Origin of the sequence: Mesorhizobium shangrilense (assembly GCF_040537815.1) — a bacterium.
In the GTDB taxonomy this organism is placed as follows: Bacteria; Pseudomonadota; Alphaproteobacteria; order Rhizobiales; family Rhizobiaceae; genus Mesorhizobium; species Mesorhizobium shangrilense.
In genome coordinates, this window is the sequence record NZ_JBEWSZ010000001.1 from 525,093 (window position 1) to 540,638 (window position 15,546).

The 15,546-nt window shown below is 63.9% G+C and carries 13 protein-coding genes; 8 read left to right on the forward strand and 5 right to left on the reverse strand.

Annotated elements, in window-relative coordinates; genetic code table 11:
• Positions 1-20: 20 nt before the first annotated feature.
• Genes ABVQ20_RS02920 through ABVQ20_RS02930 form a run of 3 tightly spaced genes read left to right on the forward strand, consistent with a single transcriptional unit; the run spans position 21 to position 2,742 of the window.
• On the forward strand, positions 21-890 hold the full coding sequence (locus ABVQ20_RS02920; protein WP_354462107.1) for an ABC transporter permease: 870 nt from the start codon (positions 21-23) through the stop codon (positions 888-890).
• On the forward strand, positions 890-1,678 hold the full coding sequence (locus ABVQ20_RS02925) for an ABC transporter permease (protein WP_354457993.1): 789 nt from the start codon (positions 890-892) through the stop codon (positions 1,676-1,678). The genes ABVQ20_RS02920 and ABVQ20_RS02925 overlap by 1 nt, the downstream gene beginning before the upstream one ends.
• Positions 1,678-2,742 carry an ABC transporter ATP-binding protein gene (locus ABVQ20_RS02930; protein ID WP_354457994.1) on the forward strand — a complete coding sequence of 355 codons (1,065 nt, stop codon included), beginning with the start codon at positions 1,678-1,680 and terminating at the stop codon, positions 2,740-2,742. The genes ABVQ20_RS02925 and ABVQ20_RS02930 overlap by 1 nt, the downstream gene beginning before the upstream one ends.
• A gap of 16 nt (positions 2,743-2,758) precedes the next feature.
• On the opposite strand, the gene ABVQ20_RS02935 is transcribed toward ABVQ20_RS02930, so the two are convergent.
• Positions 2,759-3,706, reverse strand: a complete 948-nt coding sequence (locus tag ABVQ20_RS02935) for a DMT family transporter (protein WP_354457995.1) — start codon at positions 3,704-3,706, stop codon at positions 2,759-2,761.
• A 93-nt stretch (positions 3,707-3,799) separates the two neighbouring features.
• On the opposite strand from ABVQ20_RS02935, the gene ABVQ20_RS02940 reads away from it, so the two are divergent.
• From ABVQ20_RS02940 to ABVQ20_RS02950, 3 genes are read left to right on the forward strand one after another with little or no spacing between them, the layout of a single operon-like run.
• Positions 3,800-4,771, forward strand: coding sequence for a LysR family transcriptional regulator (locus ABVQ20_RS02940; protein WP_354457996.1), 972 nt, complete (start codon positions 3,800-3,802; stop codon positions 4,769-4,771).
• Positions 4,761-6,008, forward strand: coding sequence for an aconitase X (locus ABVQ20_RS02945; protein ID WP_354457997.1), 1,248 nt, complete (start codon positions 4,761-4,763; stop codon positions 6,006-6,008). Before ABVQ20_RS02940 ends, ABVQ20_RS02945 begins: the two co-directional genes overlap by 11 nt.
• Positions 6,005-6,439, forward strand: coding sequence for an aconitase X swivel domain-containing protein (locus ABVQ20_RS02950; protein ID WP_354457998.1), 435 nt, complete (start codon positions 6,005-6,007; stop codon positions 6,437-6,439). The genes ABVQ20_RS02945 and ABVQ20_RS02950 overlap by 4 nt, the downstream gene beginning before the upstream one ends.
• 337 nt (positions 6,440-6,776) lie before the next feature.
• Here the strand turns inward: ABVQ20_RS02950 and ABVQ20_RS02955 are convergent, their stop codons facing one another.
• Both ABVQ20_RS02955 and ABVQ20_RS02960 read right to left on the reverse strand, forming a co-directional pair.
• Complete coding sequence (locus ABVQ20_RS02955) at positions 6,777-7,862, reverse strand: SIP domain-containing protein (RefSeq protein ID WP_354457999.1); 1,086 nt, start codon at positions 7,860-7,862, stop codon at positions 6,777-6,779.
• Positions 7,863-7,864: 2 nt separating this feature from the next.
• The gene (locus ABVQ20_RS02960) at positions 7,865-9,994 is read right to left on the reverse strand and encodes a TonB-dependent hemoglobin/transferrin/lactoferrin family receptor (protein WP_354458000.1); all 2,130 of its coding nucleotides are present in this window, start codon (positions 9,992-9,994) and stop codon (positions 7,865-7,867) included.
• A gap of 181 nt (positions 9,995-10,175) precedes the next feature.
• Here ABVQ20_RS02960 and ABVQ20_RS02965 point away from each other — a divergent pair, with 181 nt between their 5' ends.
• Positions 10,176-11,129: a heme/hemin ABC transporter substrate-binding protein gene (locus ABVQ20_RS02965; protein ID WP_354458001.1), complete on the forward strand. Its 954-nt coding sequence runs from the start codon at positions 10,176-10,178 to the stop codon at positions 11,127-11,129.
• A gap of 45 nt (positions 11,130-11,174) precedes the next feature.
• On the opposite strand, the gene ABVQ20_RS02970 is transcribed toward ABVQ20_RS02965, so the two are convergent.
• On the reverse strand, positions 11,175-12,656 hold the full coding sequence (locus tag ABVQ20_RS02970) for an HAL/PAL/TAL family ammonia-lyase (protein WP_354458002.1): 1,482 nt from the start codon (positions 12,654-12,656) through the stop codon (positions 11,175-11,177).
• On the reverse strand, positions 12,653-13,654 hold the full coding sequence (locus ABVQ20_RS02975; RefSeq protein ID WP_354458003.1) for an ornithine cyclodeaminase family protein: 1,002 nt from the start codon (positions 13,652-13,654) through the stop codon (positions 12,653-12,655). The genes ABVQ20_RS02970 and ABVQ20_RS02975 overlap by 4 nt, the downstream gene beginning before the upstream one ends.
• A gap of 242 nt (positions 13,655-13,896) precedes the next feature.
• Between ABVQ20_RS02975 and ABVQ20_RS02980 the strand changes: the two genes are divergently transcribed.
• Positions 13,897-15,333, forward strand: a complete 1,437-nt coding sequence (locus ABVQ20_RS02980; RefSeq protein WP_354458004.1) for a DHA2 family efflux MFS transporter permease subunit — start codon at positions 13,897-13,899, stop codon at positions 15,331-15,333.
• The last annotated feature ends 213 nt before the right edge of the window (positions 15,334-15,546 follow it).

A 15,546-nucleotide genomic window follows, 5' to 3' on the forward strand; every position in this document is an offset into this window, starting at 1 on the left:
TCAATCCTGGGGAGGAGGGTATCATGGCAGAGGGTGCGACCGCGTCGCGTGGCGGACTGAGCAAGGCGTTGCCGTTGCTGGCGCCAGCCTATCTCTGGCTGACGGTGGCGATCTTCCTGCCGCTGTCCGCCATGGTCTTCTTCTCCTTCATGACCGACCTGCCGCTGTCGGGAAAGCCGTGGGCCTTCACGCTCGGCAACTATGCCGCCTTCTTCTCGCAAAGCCTCTATCTCAAGCTGCTGCTGGCATCGCTCCGGCTCGGCCTCGAGGTGACGTTGTGGTGCATCGTCATCGGCTATCCGGCGGCCTACGTGCTGGCCAAGGTGCTGAAGGGACGCAGCCGCGAGGCGATCTTCCTGCTCGTCATCCTGCCGTTCTGGTCGAACGGTCTGGTGCGTATCTTCTCCTGGGCGATGGTGCTGCGCGAAGGCGGCATTCTGGATACGGCGCTCAACGCGGTTTTGCCGTTCAAGATCAACATCGACCTGATGTATTCCTACCCAGCTGTCATCATCGGGCTGGTACATTCCTACGTGCCCTACATGGTGCTGACCTGCTACCTCACGCTGCAGGCGATCGATGACTCGCTGATCGAGGCGGGCCGCTCGCTCGGCGCCTCGCGGCTGCAGGTGCTGAAGCGGGTGATCATCCCGCTGTCCATGCCGGGGCTGGTTGCGGGCGCAGCACTCATCTTCGTTCCTGTCGTCGGCTCGTTCATGGAGCCGCGCATCCTCGGCGGACGCACCGGCACCTTCTACGGCACGGTCATCGAGGACCAGTTCGTCGCCGTGTTCAACTGGCCGCTGGGCGCCGCACTCTCCTTCATCCTGCTGGCCGTCGTGCTGGTCATCCTGGCGGTCGCCTCGCCGGTGTTGCGGAGGGCTGCGTGATGATGACGACCCGCATCCTCGAATGGCTGGGACGCCTCTACATCTGGCTGCTGCTTGGCTTCCTCTATCTGCCGATCATCATCATGGCGCTGATGTCGTTCAACGTCTCGCCCTTCTACCAGCTGCCGTTCGAATGGACGACGGAGTGGTACACGTCGCTGTGGCAGAACGATCAACTTATATCGGCGACCCGGAACAGCATCGAGATCGCCGTCATCACCACCATCATCTGCACGGTGCTGGGATCGGCGGCGTCGCTGGCGCTCTACCGCTATGAGTTTCGTGGCAAGAAGATCCTGCAGGCGCTGCTGTTCCCGCCGATCGCCATTCCGTGGCTGATCACCGGCACGGCGATGCTGATTTTCTTCTACGGTGTCGGCATTGGGCGCGGCCTGTTCGCCATCCTGCTCGGCCATGTCGCGCTGGCGCTGCCCTATGTCATCGTCGTGGTCTCGGCGCGGCTGCAGACTTTTGCGCCGGAGCTGGAAGAGGCGGCGCGCTCGCTCGGCGCCAACCAGTGGCAGGTCACGATGCGGGTGACGCTACCCTGGATCATGCCCGGCGTCATCGCCGGCGGGTTGTTCGCCTTCGCTGTGTCGTTCGACCAGTTCGTCGTGTCCTACTTCCTGTCGACGCCCGGCCAGACGACGCTGCCGGTCGAAATCTACGCCGCGATCCGCAAGGGGTTCACGCCCGAGATCAACGCGGTCTCGACGATCATCATTGTCGTGTCGATGGCGCTCATGCTGCTCACGGCGCGGTTCTTCAAATTCGGCGGAGAGAAATAATGGCCGGCGTGCAGGTATCGAACGTCTCCCGCAGCTTTGGCGCGCACAAGGCGCTGGACGACGTCTCCATCGATTTCGCCGATGGCGGCTTCTATGCGCTGCTCGGGCCGTCCGGCAGCGGCAAGACCACACTGCTCAGGCAGATCGCCGGCTTCGACTTTCCTGACTCCGGCCGCATCGCCATTGGCGGCGAGAGCGTCGAGCGGGTGCCGGTCGAAAAGCGGCGCATCGGCATGGTGTTCCAGAACTATGCGCTGTTTCCCAATATGAGCGTTGCCGACAATGTCGCCTTCGGCCTGTCGGTGCGCGGCGAGGCCAAGGCAGTGATTGCGACGGAAGTGCAGCGTGCGCTCGATCTCGTGCAACTCGGCAAGCTCGGCGGCCGTCGCCCGCATCAGCTCTCCGGCGGTCAGCGCCAGCGGGTGGCACTGGCCCGCGCGATCGTCACCAAGCCGCGCGTGCTGCTGCTCGACGAGCCGCTCGGCGCGCTCGACAAGGCACTGCGCGTCGACATGCAGATTGAGCTGAAGCGCATCCAGCGCGAGATCGGCATCACCACCATCTTCGTCACCCACGACCAGGAAGAAGCGCTGACGATGAGCGACCGCATCGGCATATTGCGCGACGGCAGGCTGGTGCAGGAGGGACCGCCGGAAGAAATCTACGACCGGCCGCAAAGCGAATTCGCCGCCACCTTTCTCGGCGACGCCAACATCTTTCGCGGCGACTCGACAGGCAATGGCATCCGCCTGCCGGACGGCACGGCAATTGCTGCCGGCGCCGGTCCGACGCTTGCTGCCGGCGCCAAGGCCAGCTGCGCCGTGCGCCCCGAGCGCATTCGGATTGCCACTGATGCGGGGGCTTCAGACGGCCATGCCAACACATTGAAGGGCCAGGTTTCGAAGCGCATCTTCGCCGGAAATAACAGCACATATTTTGTCGAGCGCGCCGGCCAGACGCTGAAGGTCATCGTTCAGAATACCGGCGCCGACAGGCTGGCGGAAGGTCAGGATGTGGTGCTGAGGTGGTCGCCGGAGAGCACGGTGTTGATTGCGGCGGGGTAGGGCAACGCTCACTCGTTCACAGATTTGATTGTTCCGGGTCGCCCGGCCGATCTTGCCGTTTCTCTGGCGGTGATGCGGTGCATAGCACCATGACGCCGGCGAATGCGATCAGCGCCATTCCAGTAACTGTAAGTGGGCTTGGGACCTCGCCAAAGAACACATAGCCCCAGAATGCCGCGAAGATCAGATATGCGTAGTCGAATGTCGCGATGATCTGGGGTTTCGGTGACTGGTAGGCTCGGGCCAACCCGATGCTTACGCCGATGATCAGCGCTGCAAGAACAGCGATGATTTGCCATTCCCGCGTGCCCATGGCGGCCCAGCTGCCGAACAGGAAGGGATAGGCGGGCAATGGCGCGGCAAAGCCAATGGCAAGGCTTGCGATGGTTCCGGCGATCAGCAGGGTCACATTCAACCACAGGGCCATGGTCATCGGTGTTTCCCGCACACATTTCGCGCGCGTGACAATCGCGGCGATCGCGTAGAGGAACGCGGCGGCAACAGGTATCAACGGTAATAGTGAAAAGCCGGAAGCTGCCGGGCGTACAATCAATAGCACACCGACAAGCCCCGTCACGATGCCTGTCCATTGGTACCGCGCGATCGGTTCGCCAAGCACGAGCGACGAAAGCAGCACAATGAACAAGGGCGCGGTGTAGAGCGAGGCCGCGATGACTGAGAGATCAAGGATGGGGATGGCGGCGTAGATCGCAAGATACATCAACAGGAGCGAGGCGCTGCGCAGCGCCACCCACCCGGGGGCCGATGGCCAGACCGCGCGGCGCGTGAGCAGCAGCAAGGCCGGTATCGCGATGACGGAGCGCAGGACATAGATCTGCCAAAGCGTCAGATTCGCACTGGAGAACTTCACAAATGCGTCGGTCAACGCCATCGCAAACACGGTGATGAGAATGACAATCACGCCGGTCGCCGGCAAAGCGCGTTCGTTCGGTAGGATGGTCATTGATCGCCTCCAGCGGTGATCCGCAGCTTTGCAGCTGTTGATAATTTCGGCTAGGCGGCATAATATTATCAATATGGTTTGTTTTCTTAATCAATGGCTCGGATAGAGCTCTCGGGCCTCCAGACTTTCCTTGCCATCGCCGAGCACGGATCGCTGCGGTCGGCGGCACGCGCGCTTGGCGTAAATCCGCCTGCGGTCTCGCTTCAGCTCAAGGCTTTTGAAGATCGGCTCGGCACGGCGCTTTTTACCCGCAGCACTCGTTCGGTCACGATGACGGATGCCGGCCGGACGCTCTTTCTCAGCACGCGTCATCTGATCGGCGGCATCGAAGAAGCACTGGACACAGCGCGGGAAGTCGGCAAGGCCCGGTCGGGACAATTGCGCATCACTCTCCCGTACCGGGCGTGGCAATTGATCATCGCGCCCCGATTGACTGCGTTCCAAGCTGCCTACACCGATGTGGTTCTGGATCTTTCGATAGACGAGGGGTTGGTCGATATCGTCTCCCGGGGTTTTCATGCCGGAATTCGGCTAGGCGATTACCTTCAAAACGACATGATCGCGCGGCGGCTGACGCCGCCACTGGACGGAGCCTATGTTGCCTCGCCCGACTATGTGAAGCAGCACGGGAATCCGATACATCCGAGTGATCTGCTGTCGCACAGCTGTATCCGCCATCGGCAGGTTTCTTCTGGACGGATCGCCGAGTGGCGCTTTCTGATGGAGGGGGCAGAAGTTTCGGTTGAGGTAGCCGGGCGACTTGTCCTCAACGATCTGCGGACTATCGTGGAAGCTGCCAGACAAGGCCTGGGTATCGGCTGGTCGCTACGCGCAGGCGTTGCGGAAGATCTGAGGCGAGGGGATCTTGTGGAAGTCCTGCCTGCATACAGCGCGCTTCGTCCCGGTTTCTTTCTGTATTTTCCGAAGCCATTGGCGCGCCTCGGACTCCTCCGGGCCTTTATTGATCACTTCGGGACCGCAGGCCTGGTGTCTGAGGCATCCTCCAGCTTGCCAGGCGGACTGCAATCTCGGAATGTTCAATGGGGAGCTGACGATGATGCTTGAACTGACGGCGCGCGACCAATCCATGCTCGACGGCGAGCAAGGCCCGTCCGCCGCCGCTGCGATGAAAATCCTCGTCGCCTTTTCCAATGCGGTCGGGGCGTGCAGCCTGTTCGACATTGCCGGCGCTCATATCGACGGCTGCCTCTACCACGGCAAAGCCGGGCTCGATTTCGTCGAACGGCTGGTCGAGGGCGGTGGTCGCGTCCAGGTTCCGACGACGCTGAATGTCGGCTCGTTCGACCTCATCCATCCCGGCATGGTGAAAATGCCGGCGGAGGAAGAAGTGCCGGCGCGGCGGCTGATGAAGGCGCATATGGAGCTCGGCTGCCAGGCGACCTTCACCTGCGCGCCTTATCAGACGCGGTTCCGGCCAGCGTTCGGCCAGCAGATCGCCTGGGGTGAATCCAACGCCATTGTCTTTGCCAATTCGGTGATCGGCGCGCGCACCAACCGTTACGGCGACTTCATCGACCTGTGCTGCGCCATGACTGGACGCGCCCCCGCCTGGGGCCTGCATCTCAGTGAAAACCGGCGCGGCCGCGTCCTGTTCGAGCTGGCCTTCGAACCGGAGCCGAGCGACAGCCTGTTCGTCGGTGTCGGGCTGATCATCGGGCAAGCCAGCGGCGACCGTATTCCGGTGATCTCAGGCCTGCCTCGGCCGCGCGACGAAGACCAGCTGAAGGCGCTGGGTGCCGCGGCGGCAACGACCGGCGCGGTGGCGCTGTTCCATGCGGTCGGCATCACCCCGGAAGCCGGGACAATCGATGAAGCGTTCCACGGCCATCCGCCGGAAGAGACGATCCGCATCACGCGTGCGGACATCGATCATGCGCTAGCGGGGCTGTCGAGCGTGCCGGACGGCGCGCCGCTCTCGGCCGTGTCACTGGGCACGCCGCATTTCTCGCATGAGGAATGGATGCGCCTGTTGCCGATGCTGCGCGAGGCAGCACCAGGCAGGGGCATCCCGATCTATGTCAACACCGGCCGTGCGACGCTGACGCGACTGCAGGAGGAGGGGGCGCTGGCCGGCATGGAGGCGTTCGGCCTGATCCCGGTTGCCGATACCTGCACTTATGTCACCTCGATCCTCGAACGGCTCGACGGCGTGGTGATGACCAATTCCGGCAAATGGGCGCACTACGCGCCAGGCAATATCGGCGTGACCGTGGCCTTTGCCGAGATGAAGGACTGCGTCCGCTCGGCGGCTGTCGGGCATGTCACGCGGAGCGCATCATGATGCTAGCGCTGGATGCCTTTGAAAGAGCTGGCAGCTTCCAGCTGGCCGGGGAGGCGGAGGGCGAGGCGCTGGTGTTTTCGCAGCCGCTCAGCTTCTGGGGCGGCATCGATGCCGAGACGGGCGACATCATCGACCATTCCCATCCGGGCCTTGGCCAGAATGTCGCTGGCAAAATCCTGGTCATGCCGAGCGGGCGGGGGTCGTCGTCTTCGTCGTCTGTCCTGGCCGAAGCGATCCGCCGGGGCACGGCGCCGGCCGGCATTCTCATGGAACGGCCGGACCCGATCCTGGCGGTCGGCGCCATCGTGGCGGAGTTTCTTTACGCGATCAGCATGCCGCTGGTGGTGTGCGACATTGGTGGGATTGTTTCCGGTGACCGGGTTGCGATTGGTGTTGGTGGGGATGGTCGGGCGGTCGTCAGTAAAGTCTGAGAAAATCGTTCAAAATCAGCGCTGCCCCTCATCTGCCTGCCGGCATCTTCTCCCGTATAGGGACGGGGAGAAAGGGCTTGGCCGCAACGCCGGCATCCTTCCTGCAACTTTGATGATTGGCGAAGGCGGTGATGACAGCTGTCCAGCCGATAGATGGGTAACAGATTGAACCGAATACATAGGTAACAGTTCTCCCCTTATGCGTCCGCCGCAGCGCCAAGCGGCGCTGCGCTGCGCTGCGGCGGACAAGCTTCATGCGCCTTGTATCGATGATGCCGACAGGCAGGTGAGGGGCAGCACCAGCGCTTCTCAATTCTCTCTCCCCATCAGACGCGCTTCAACCCGCCATCAGCCCCGCCGCACCACGCCGCCAATAGGCTGCCGCCAGCGTCTCGTCGCGGCCGAGCCCCAGCGTTCCCCGCCAGTGTTCGCGCATGACTTTCGCGGCGGCGGCTTCCGCCGCGAACCAGCCGAAGGTCGAAACGTCCTTCGGCCAGGCCACCGCGCGGACGGCATCGGCCAGCCGCCGGTCCTCGCCCGCCGGCACGCCGTTTCTCGTCAGCCAGTGCAGCTCAATGCCGGTGGCGTTGGCGATCTCCTGCCGTTCGCCATCATCGGCGATTTCGACGAAGGCGACGCCCCGGGTCTGCGCGGGCAGGGCTTCCAACATCCGCGCCAGTGCGGGAAGACCGGTTTCGTCAGCGCCCATGACGTACCAGCCCGCTTGCCGCACCGGGCGGCCGACCGGACCCATGATGCCGATTTTCATGCCGGGTGTTGCCTGCATGGCCCAAGCGGCACCGACGCTTTCGCCGGAATGGACGGCGAAATCGACGTCGATGATGCCCTTGTCCACGTCGAGCGCTCGGATGGTGTAGACGCGCGCAACCGGTCGCCGGTCATCGGCGGGCCACACTGGCAAGCCGTTGCCGCCCAGCACCGGCCACAGTGGATCGGGAACATCCCTGGTCGGAAATAGCATGCGGATATGCATGCCGCCGAATTTGGCGAAGCGCGAGAGATCCTCGCCGGCAAAGCGGATGCGACGCATATGCGGGGTGAGGTTGCGAACCTCCGTCACCGTCATTTCGCGGAACTGGGCGAGGCTGGTCTCGCCCGAGAGATCGCCGGTCCAGACGATCTCCGGGTTTTCCTCCCTGGCATAGACCTGGACCGCGGTGGCCAGCAGGTCCTTGATGCGGGCGAGACCGTCGCGGTCGGCCGCATTGGCCCGCATCACCAGCCGTTCCATGTCGAAGGAAGCGCCGCCAAAGGCGAAACGGAAGTCGATGCGCCAGCCATCATGCGAAGCATCGGCTTCGAAACTCTGCAGCCTGTCCGTGATGCGGTCCATGTAGTCAGGCAGGTTGCGCAGGTTCAACCGCGCCTCGCAGACCAGTTCGTTCGCCGATGCCTGGCTCATGCTCAGCCTCCTATCCTGCCGGTGAGCGCCACCTTGAAGGTGCGGCCCTTGCCCTGTTCCGTTGCCGCCGTGGTCGACCATGCGCTTTGCGGGTCGGTGTAGGCAGTGTTGAAGACGTTATCGATGCCGAAATCGAGCTTGGCGTTGTCATTGATGCGCCAGTTGGCGAAGACATTGACCAGTTCGAAGCCGTCATCGACGACCGGCGCCAGTTTCGGATTGGTGCGGCTGGTGCGCGTGATCTCGCCGATGCCGAGATATTGCGCGCCGATGGTGAGCTGGTCCTCCAGCATGCGGAAGCCGATGGTGGCCGAGAAGCGGTCGAGCGGCGTGTTGTTCAATGGCTGGCCGGAATAGATACCGCTGACGACCTTGGCGTCGATCAGCGCACCGGAGAGGTTCAGGAAGCCCCAGCCATAATCGTAGACGGCCTCAGCCTCGATGCCCTTCAGCCGCGCGTCGCCGATGTTGATCGCGGTGCGTGGCGTGACGGTCAGGTTGGTTTCGATGTAATCCTCGACATCGGTGTGGAAGACGTTGAGCTTGGCGCGCAGCCGGTCGCCCGCCGTCAGCACGTCGTCGTACTTGACGTTGATACCAGCCTCCCAGCTCTTTGCTATTTCGGGCTGCAGCAGCAGATTGGGCCGATAGGCATCGCTGCCGCCATGCGCGCCACCGCCGCGGAAGACGTCCTGCAGGCCCGGCGCCCGGTAGCCCTCGGCATAGGTGCCGTAGAGCTGAAAACCTTCAAACGGCGTGACGCCGACAGTGAGACGCGGCGACCAGCGGTCGCCGGAGATCGAGGCCTGCTGCGGCAGCGGCACGCGGGTTTCACCATCCAGTTCATAGCCGTCATAGCGCATAGCGGCGATGACCTGCAGCCACTCCTTGTAATCGCCCTGCCATTGCAGGAAACCGCCATAACCCTGCTGCTTGCCGGCGCCGAAATGCGCTGCTTCCGAGGATCCTTCGAGGAAGTAGTAGTCGAGACCGTAGGTCAGCGTGTGGGCGATGTCCCAGGCGTCGAAGCGCGAGGAGTTCTTCACGTTGAAGCCGGTCGTGGCGACGTCGTAGAAGCGGAAATTGCCGATCATGTTGGCGGGCCAGACCTGTGTCTGCTCGGCGCGGGTGCGATTGTGATAGGCATTGGCGCTGAGGTCGATCAGGTGGTTGTCGTCAGGCTTCCAGGTGTAGGCGGCAGTGTAGGTCTGGTTGGTGGTGTTGGTGTCGTAGCGGCTCAACGTCGGCGAGGTCGAGCCGCTGGAGCCGGTGATCTGGTCGTTGTAGCGCTGCAGGATGGCGCCGAGCTTCAGCTCATGGCCGTCGGCTGGGCGCAGTGTCGTCTTCAGATAGCCGCTGGTCACGCGCTCACCGGTCCACGGCACCGTGGCGCCATTGCCGTCGGTGTAGCTGTCGCGGTCGCGATAGATGAGGTTGCCGATGACATCGGCGTCGTCGCTGAAGCGATAGGCGCCGGTGGTGCTGGTGGTAAAACCCTTGCCGTTGCTCTCATAGCCGAGCTTCTCGCTCAGCGCCCAATGCTCCTGCGGCTTGAGGAAATCGCCGGCGTCCTTGGTTTCGAAGGACACGACGCCGCCGATACCGCCCGAACCATAGGCGTTCGACACCGGGCCGCGAATGACCGTGGCTTCCTTGATCAGATCCGGCTCGACATAGAACGAGCCCGAGCCATGGCCGACGCGCCAGTAATCCTGGCGGGCGCCGTCGAGGGTGACGACGACGCGGCCGTATTGCTCCAGGCCGCGAATGTTGATGGCGGTGGCGGGATCGTCGCCATTCATCGAGGCGGCGACGCCGGGCGTGGTGCGGAAAATGTCGGCGGCGGTGTCGGGCTGGATGCGATCGAGATCGTCCTGGTCGACGGCGCTGATGGCGGCCATCGAGTCAATGACGGCGGTCTTGATCATCGTCGCCGAGATGGTGATCAGGTCGAGCACCGTCGTCGGCTGATTCTGGGCGGTCGTGGCCTGGCCGATTCGATCGGTCTTGGCGGCGGCTCCCTTCTTCTCCGGCTCCTGCTCTTGCGCATTGGCGAGCGGTGCGGCGCACAGGCCGAGTACGAAGGCGAGCGCCGTGCTCGCCATCAATGCGGTGTTGGTCGTCGTTCTCATGAAATGCAGCCCCCAGGCAAAGCAAGATTGCTGGCGGTGGCCGAAAGACCTTGGCTGGCATGACGGAAATCCCTCGACCAGCGGGTCGGGGCAGGGGTCACTTATTAAAACATGATGACATAAGTCAACTTTAAATTTATAGGCCAACCATCATTGAAATCAGCGGCATAGGAGCGAGAGCATGATGAGCGGCGAGAACGGGTTCGGGCGGTCAGGCTGGTTCCAACCCGGCAAACTGGCGGCGATACTGCTGTTGTCGCTGTCGGTGCTTGCACCGTCCTGCGGCTTCAAGGCGATGGCTGCCGACACAGTTGTCGACGCTCTGGGGCGAACTGTCGCGCCGGGGCCGGCGATGAGAATCCTGACACTCGGCTCCGACGTCACCGAGATCGTCGACGCGCTGGGCGCCGGCGAGCGCATCGTCGGCGTCGATCGCGGCAGCAAGTATCCGCCCTCCGTCACGCAGAAGCCCAATGTCGGCTACCGTCGCCAGCTTTCCGTCGAAGGTCTGGCCGGGCTGCGCCCCGATCTCATCCTGGCGGCGGAGGACAGCGGGCCGCCCGAGGCGGTCGAGGTGCTGAAATCCCTGTCGATCCCGATCGTCTTCGTTCCCGAGGACAACAGCGGGCAGGGCATCGAGCGCAAGATCACGCTGATCGCGGCCACACTTGGCGCCGAGGACAAGGGCAGGGAGCTTGCCGGCGGGGTGCTCTCCTCCTTCCAGGCCGCCGCCGAGCTTTCATCGAAAATACCGCAGGAGCGGCGCAAGAAGGTGGTGTTCTTCCATGGGCTGGTGCGGCTGAGCGCCGCCGGCGCGGGTACCTCGGCCGACGCCATCATCCGCTATGCCGGCGGCATCAATCCGATGGCGGTCGTTGATGGCTACAAGGCGGCCTCGGAGGAGAAGCTGATCGAGATGGCGCCCGACGTAATCCTGATGATGAACGACGGCAAGGGCGGGCCCACCGCCGATGAGGTGTTCGGCAACCGTGCGCTGTCGGCCACGCCGGCAGCGAAGACCAAGGCGCTGGTCGTGCTCGACGGCGCCTACATGATCGGCTTCGGCCCGCGCACCGCCGATGCGATCCGCGACTTGGCACAGGCGCTTTATCCGCAGGCGAACAGCGTCGACTAGGGTTGGTTGGGCCTTGCTCCAGCTCGCCGACGGATCAAGCCAGGGCTACGCCTGCCACGTCCCATTGGCGAGCGCGGTATTGAGCATGTCCGCGTCGATGCCCAGCGGCCTATCCTCCTTCAGCGGCTGCACCAGTGCGCGCACCGCGCCATGAATAGCGGCCGTGGCCGGCGCCAGCGTCAGCCCGTCGCGCAGGTCGACCGCCTGGGCGGCGGCCATCAGTTCGAAGGCGATCAGTCGCCGCCACAGCACGATCATCTCGGCGCATTTCGAAACGGTGAGCGGTGTTTGCGTGGCGTGGTCCTCGACGCCTTCCGAAACCGGAAGAAAATCGAGCATCACCGGATTGGCCTTGTGACGGATAGCCCCGACAATGGCGGTCACCGTCTTCTGCAGCGGCACGAAGCCGGCGGACGCGCCGCCCACCGGCGACAGATATTTTGGCAGGCCATTGCGGCCCGACCCGGTGAGCTGGATGAAGCGGGCGGCACAGGCGGCGGCACTTTGGGCGATGGCAAGGCCGAGCATCTCGAAAGCCAACGACAGCGAGGCGGTGTGGAAATTGCCGGTCGACATCACGACGCCGTCTTCGCCCAGCACCAGCGGATTGTCGGCTGCGGCGTTGAGCTCGATCTCGACGGCCTGCCTCGCCCGGTCGATCGCCTCGATCAGCGCGCCATGGATCGACGGCATGCAGCGGATCGACAGCGGATCCTGCAAGGTCGTCGGCGCCGGCGCCTCCGCGCGCGCCAACAGGCGGTTCAACTCCTTGGCGGCTTCCTGCTGGCCGGCGGCCGGCCGTGCCATATGCAGGCGCGGATCGAGGATGGTGCGGTTGGCACTGAAGCCTTCCATGGTCAGCGCGCCGGCCTGCTGCTGCTGGACGAAAGCGGATAACGCATCGGCGATCGCCAGCGCGCCGCCGCCGGTCGAAGCCGCCGAAGCGTTGATCAGCGACAGGCCGTCCTTGGGCGCTAGGTCGACCGGGGCGAGGCGGGCCATCATCAGCGCCTTGGCCGCCGGCATGCGCCGTCCCTGATAGTCGGCCTCGCCTTCGCCGATCAGCATGCGCCCGATGGCCGTCATCATGACCAGGTCGCCGGCGCCGATCGAGCCGAGAGACGGCATCACCGGATGGACGCCGGCATTGAGCGCGTCCGCCAGCGCGGCGTAGACGTTGGGCGACAGGCCTGAGCCGCCGGCCGACAGCATGGCGACGCGGGCCAGCATGGTCGCGCGGACGGCGGCCTCCGAGAGAGCATCGCCGACCGCGCCGCTGCGCCCTTCCAGCAACTGGCGCTGGAAGGCTGACGCGTCGCCTTCGACCGATGTGCCGAGATTGGCGCCAAGCCCCGTATTCAGGCCGTAGATCTGCTGGCCGGAAGCGGCGGCCTCGTCGAGCACTTTTCGTGCCTGTTCCAGCCGTTCAAGGACGGCGGGCGTGACCTCGACCTTGCGGCCGCCACGGGCGACGGATGCGACATCGCCAACACTGACGCCGGAGCCGGTGAGGACGAGCGCGTTCATGCGAAGCGCAGCCTCTGCCCGATGCCTTCTTCTCCTGCCTTGGCCAGCATCGCCTTGCCGAGCGCGATGTCGGACAGCGACAGGCCGCGATGCCAGAACAGGATCGTTTCGTCGTCGCCTTGGCGTCCCGGCTTGAGGCCGGCGGCGATCTGGCCGAGTTCGGCATGCAGCGTCTTTTCGCTCAGCCGCCCGGTCTCGACATGGGCGCGCAGCGAGCCGAACTTGCCGCCCTTGCACTGGCCCCAGTCGTCGACGACCATCTTCTGCATGATGTCGGTGAGCGACAGTTCCACCGCGCTCATCGTGCCGTAGGGAACCACCAGAGCACCGGGCTTGATCCATTCCGTTTTAAGCAGCGGCTGCGGCTCCGGCAGCCGCGATGCCTCGACGACGATGTCGGCGCCCTTGACACAGCTTTCCCAGTCGGCGACCGCGGTGACCGGTTTGCCGAGATCGGCAGCCAGCTTTGCGGCAAAGCCATCGCGGCTTTCCGGGCGGCGCGAATGCACGCGGATATCGTCGAAGTCGAAGAGATGGTCGAGCAGCCGCACGTTCCAGTACGCGGTGCCGCGCGCGCCGATATGGGCCAGCACCTTCGAATTCTTGCGCGCCAGGTGTTTGGCGCCGATGGCGGTGACGGCGCCCGTTCGCATGTCGGTGATCACGGTGGCGTCGAGGATGGCGCGCGGCGTGCCGGTGCGCGGATCGAACAGATTGAGAATGCCGAATTCCGACGGCAGGCCGTGCAGATAGTTGTCGACATAATCGCCGACGATCTTCACGCCCGCCGTATCGAGCGGCGCCACGTAGCCGCGCAGCACGTTGAAATGGCCGTGGAAGGATGGGTCCGGCTCCAGATGGACACGGGGCTCGATCACTGTCTGACCCTTGCCCTGCGCCACAAGTCCCGCCTCGACCGCGTCGATGATCTCGCCGTCGGTCATCGCCAGCGCTTCGATATCAAGAGCGTTCAGATAGTCGATATAGATGGGTTTCATGCGCAAGGGTCCTGCTCGAAAGGAGCGAAACGAGATCGCTGGTGTCATCAGCCGGTTCGGCGGCGAGGCTGTATTCATTACACAACAGGGCGCGCCACAACAGGAAGGATGCGACACGAAAGTTTGTTGACCCGTTGTCTGGACGGCTCCCGCCGAATGCTGTTCAAACCGCTTCGTCGTCGCCCGCCGACCATTCCGGCCGTGGTGCCACGGCCGGAATTCCCTTTCGGACCATCCACCGCATGAACGTCACGCCACAAAAAGAAGCCTTCTCGAAGCCGGACACGGCGAATGCGCGACGCGTGGCGCTGATCGTCGCCATCGCCTTCTTCATGCAGTTCCTGGATTCGACGATCATCTCCACCTCGCTGCCGCAGATGGGGCAGTCCTTCGGTGTGCCGGCGGTGGCGATGAGCATCGGCATCACCGTCTACATGCTGACCATGGCGGTGTTCGTGCCGCTGTCGGGCTGGCTCGCGGACCGCTACGGCGCGCGCAACATTTTTCTCCTGGCCATCGCCATGTTCACGCTGGCCTCGCTCGCCTGTGGCTTCTCGCAGAATTTGACCGAGTTTGTGGTGGCACGCGCGGTGCAAGGGCTGGGCAGCGCGCTGATGACGCCGGTCGGGCGTATCCTGGTGTTGCGCAATGCGTCGAAATCCGAGCTGCTCAACGCCACCGCGCTGATCACCTGGCCGGCACTGTTCGCGCCGGTGATCGGGCCGGTGCTGGGCGGCTTCATCACCACCTATCTGTCCTGGCACTGGAACTTCTTCATCAACATTCCGCTTGGGCTGGCTGGGCTGGCACTGGTCGCGCGCTTCATCCCCGGTGACCGCGAGGCCGACCCCAAGCCGCTCGACTGGCCGGGGTTCTTTCTCACGTCACTGGGCCTCGCCTTGCTGCTCTACGGCCTCGAACGCATCGCGCATCCGGAGGACGGCATCCTGCCGACCCTGCTGCTGATCGCCGCCGGTATCGTCATCGGCTGGCTGGCGGTTCGGCATCTGGCTGTCGCCAGGCATCCGCTGCTCGATCTCTCATCGTTCAAGGTGCTGACCTTCGCCATCTCGACGCTTGCCGCCGGCACCATCTTCCGGGTGGCGATCAACGCCACGCCGTTCCTGTTGCCGCTTCTGTTCCAGGTCGGTTTCGGCCTGAGTCCTGTCGATGCCGGCATGATGATACTCGCCTATTTCCTCGGCAATCTCGGCATGAAGGTGGTGACGACGCCGACGTTGCGCCGCTTCGGCTTTCGCTCGGTGATGGTCGTCAACGGCGTCATCGCTTCCGCGTCGATCATGGCCTGCGGTGCGGTCTCGCCGCAGACGCCGCAGCCGCTGGTGTTGGCGCTGCTGCTCATCGCCGGCCTGTCGCGTTCCATGCAGTTCACCGCGCTCAACACGCTGGCCTTCGCCGACATTGCCGCCGAGCAGCGCAGTTCGGCAGCGACACTGTCCTCGATGCTGCAGCAGGTGGCGATGCTGTTCGGCGTGGCGGTGGCGGCGGCGATCCTCAATTTGTCGCAGATCGCGAGGGAACAGTCAGCGCTCGATCTCGCCGACTTCCGAATCGCCTTCATGGTCATCGGCGGCATTGGCCTCATCACATCGTTTCGCTTCCTGGCATTGCCGCGGAACGCAGGCGCAGAGGTTTCCGGCCACAGCCCAAGGAATTGAAATCGGCTTTTCGCTGAGAATGCGGAGACAAATTCCATGGCTCGCCCTGGCCATGGAGCGAAGCTTTCGCGAGGCGTCCGATCCGCGCAACCAATTGCCAAAAGTGCAGGATTTTCCGGGCATTGCGCCAGTTCCGGCAATCAATCCGGCCACCCCTGGAATATCGCCGCAAGCCAGGCTTGTTGAACGCGGATTCATTTGACGAACCGGCGT

Excerpts from the sequence above, each read along its gene's own strand:
- ABVQ20_RS02970 (WP_354458002.1), bottom strand. The coding sequence starts at position 12,656 with ATGAACGCGCTCGTCCTCACCGGCTCCGGCGTCAGTGTTGGCGATGTC.
- ABVQ20_RS02950 (WP_354457998.1), top strand. The coding sequence starts at position 6,005 with ATGATGCTAGCGCTGGATGCCTTTGAAAGAGCTGGCAGCTTCCAGCTG.
- ABVQ20_RS02935 (WP_354457995.1), bottom strand. The coding sequence starts at position 3,706 with ATGACCATCCTACCGAACGAACGCGCTTTGCCGGCGACCGGCGTGATT.
- ABVQ20_RS02980 (WP_354458004.1), top strand. The coding sequence starts at position 13,897 with ATGAACGTCACGCCACAAAAAGAAGCCTTCTCGAAGCCGGACACGGCG.
- ABVQ20_RS02955 (WP_354457999.1), bottom strand. The coding sequence starts at position 7,862 with ATGAGCCAGGCATCGGCGAACGAACTGGTCTGCGAGGCGCGGTTGAAC.
- ABVQ20_RS02960 (WP_354458000.1), bottom strand. The coding sequence starts at position 9,994 with ATGAGAACGACGACCAACACCGCATTGATGGCGAGCACGGCGCTCGCC.
- ABVQ20_RS02965 (WP_354458001.1), top strand. The coding sequence starts at position 10,176 with ATGATGAGCGGCGAGAACGGGTTCGGGCGGTCAGGCTGGTTCCAACCC.
- ABVQ20_RS02940 (WP_354457996.1), top strand. The coding sequence starts at position 3,800 with ATGGCTCGGATAGAGCTCTCGGGCCTCCAGACTTTCCTTGCCATCGCC.
- ABVQ20_RS02925 (WP_354457993.1), top strand. The coding sequence starts at position 890 with ATGATGACGACCCGCATCCTCGAATGGCTGGGACGCCTCTACATCTGG.
- ABVQ20_RS02930 (WP_354457994.1), top strand. The coding sequence starts at position 1,678 with ATGGCCGGCGTGCAGGTATCGAACGTCTCCCGCAGCTTTGGCGCGCAC.
- ABVQ20_RS02975 (WP_354458003.1), bottom strand. The coding sequence starts at position 13,654 with ATGAAACCCATCTATATCGACTATCTGAACGCTCTTGATATCGAAGCG.
- ABVQ20_RS02945 (WP_354457997.1), top strand. The coding sequence starts at position 4,761 with ATGATGCTTGAACTGACGGCGCGCGACCAATCCATGCTCGACGGCGAG.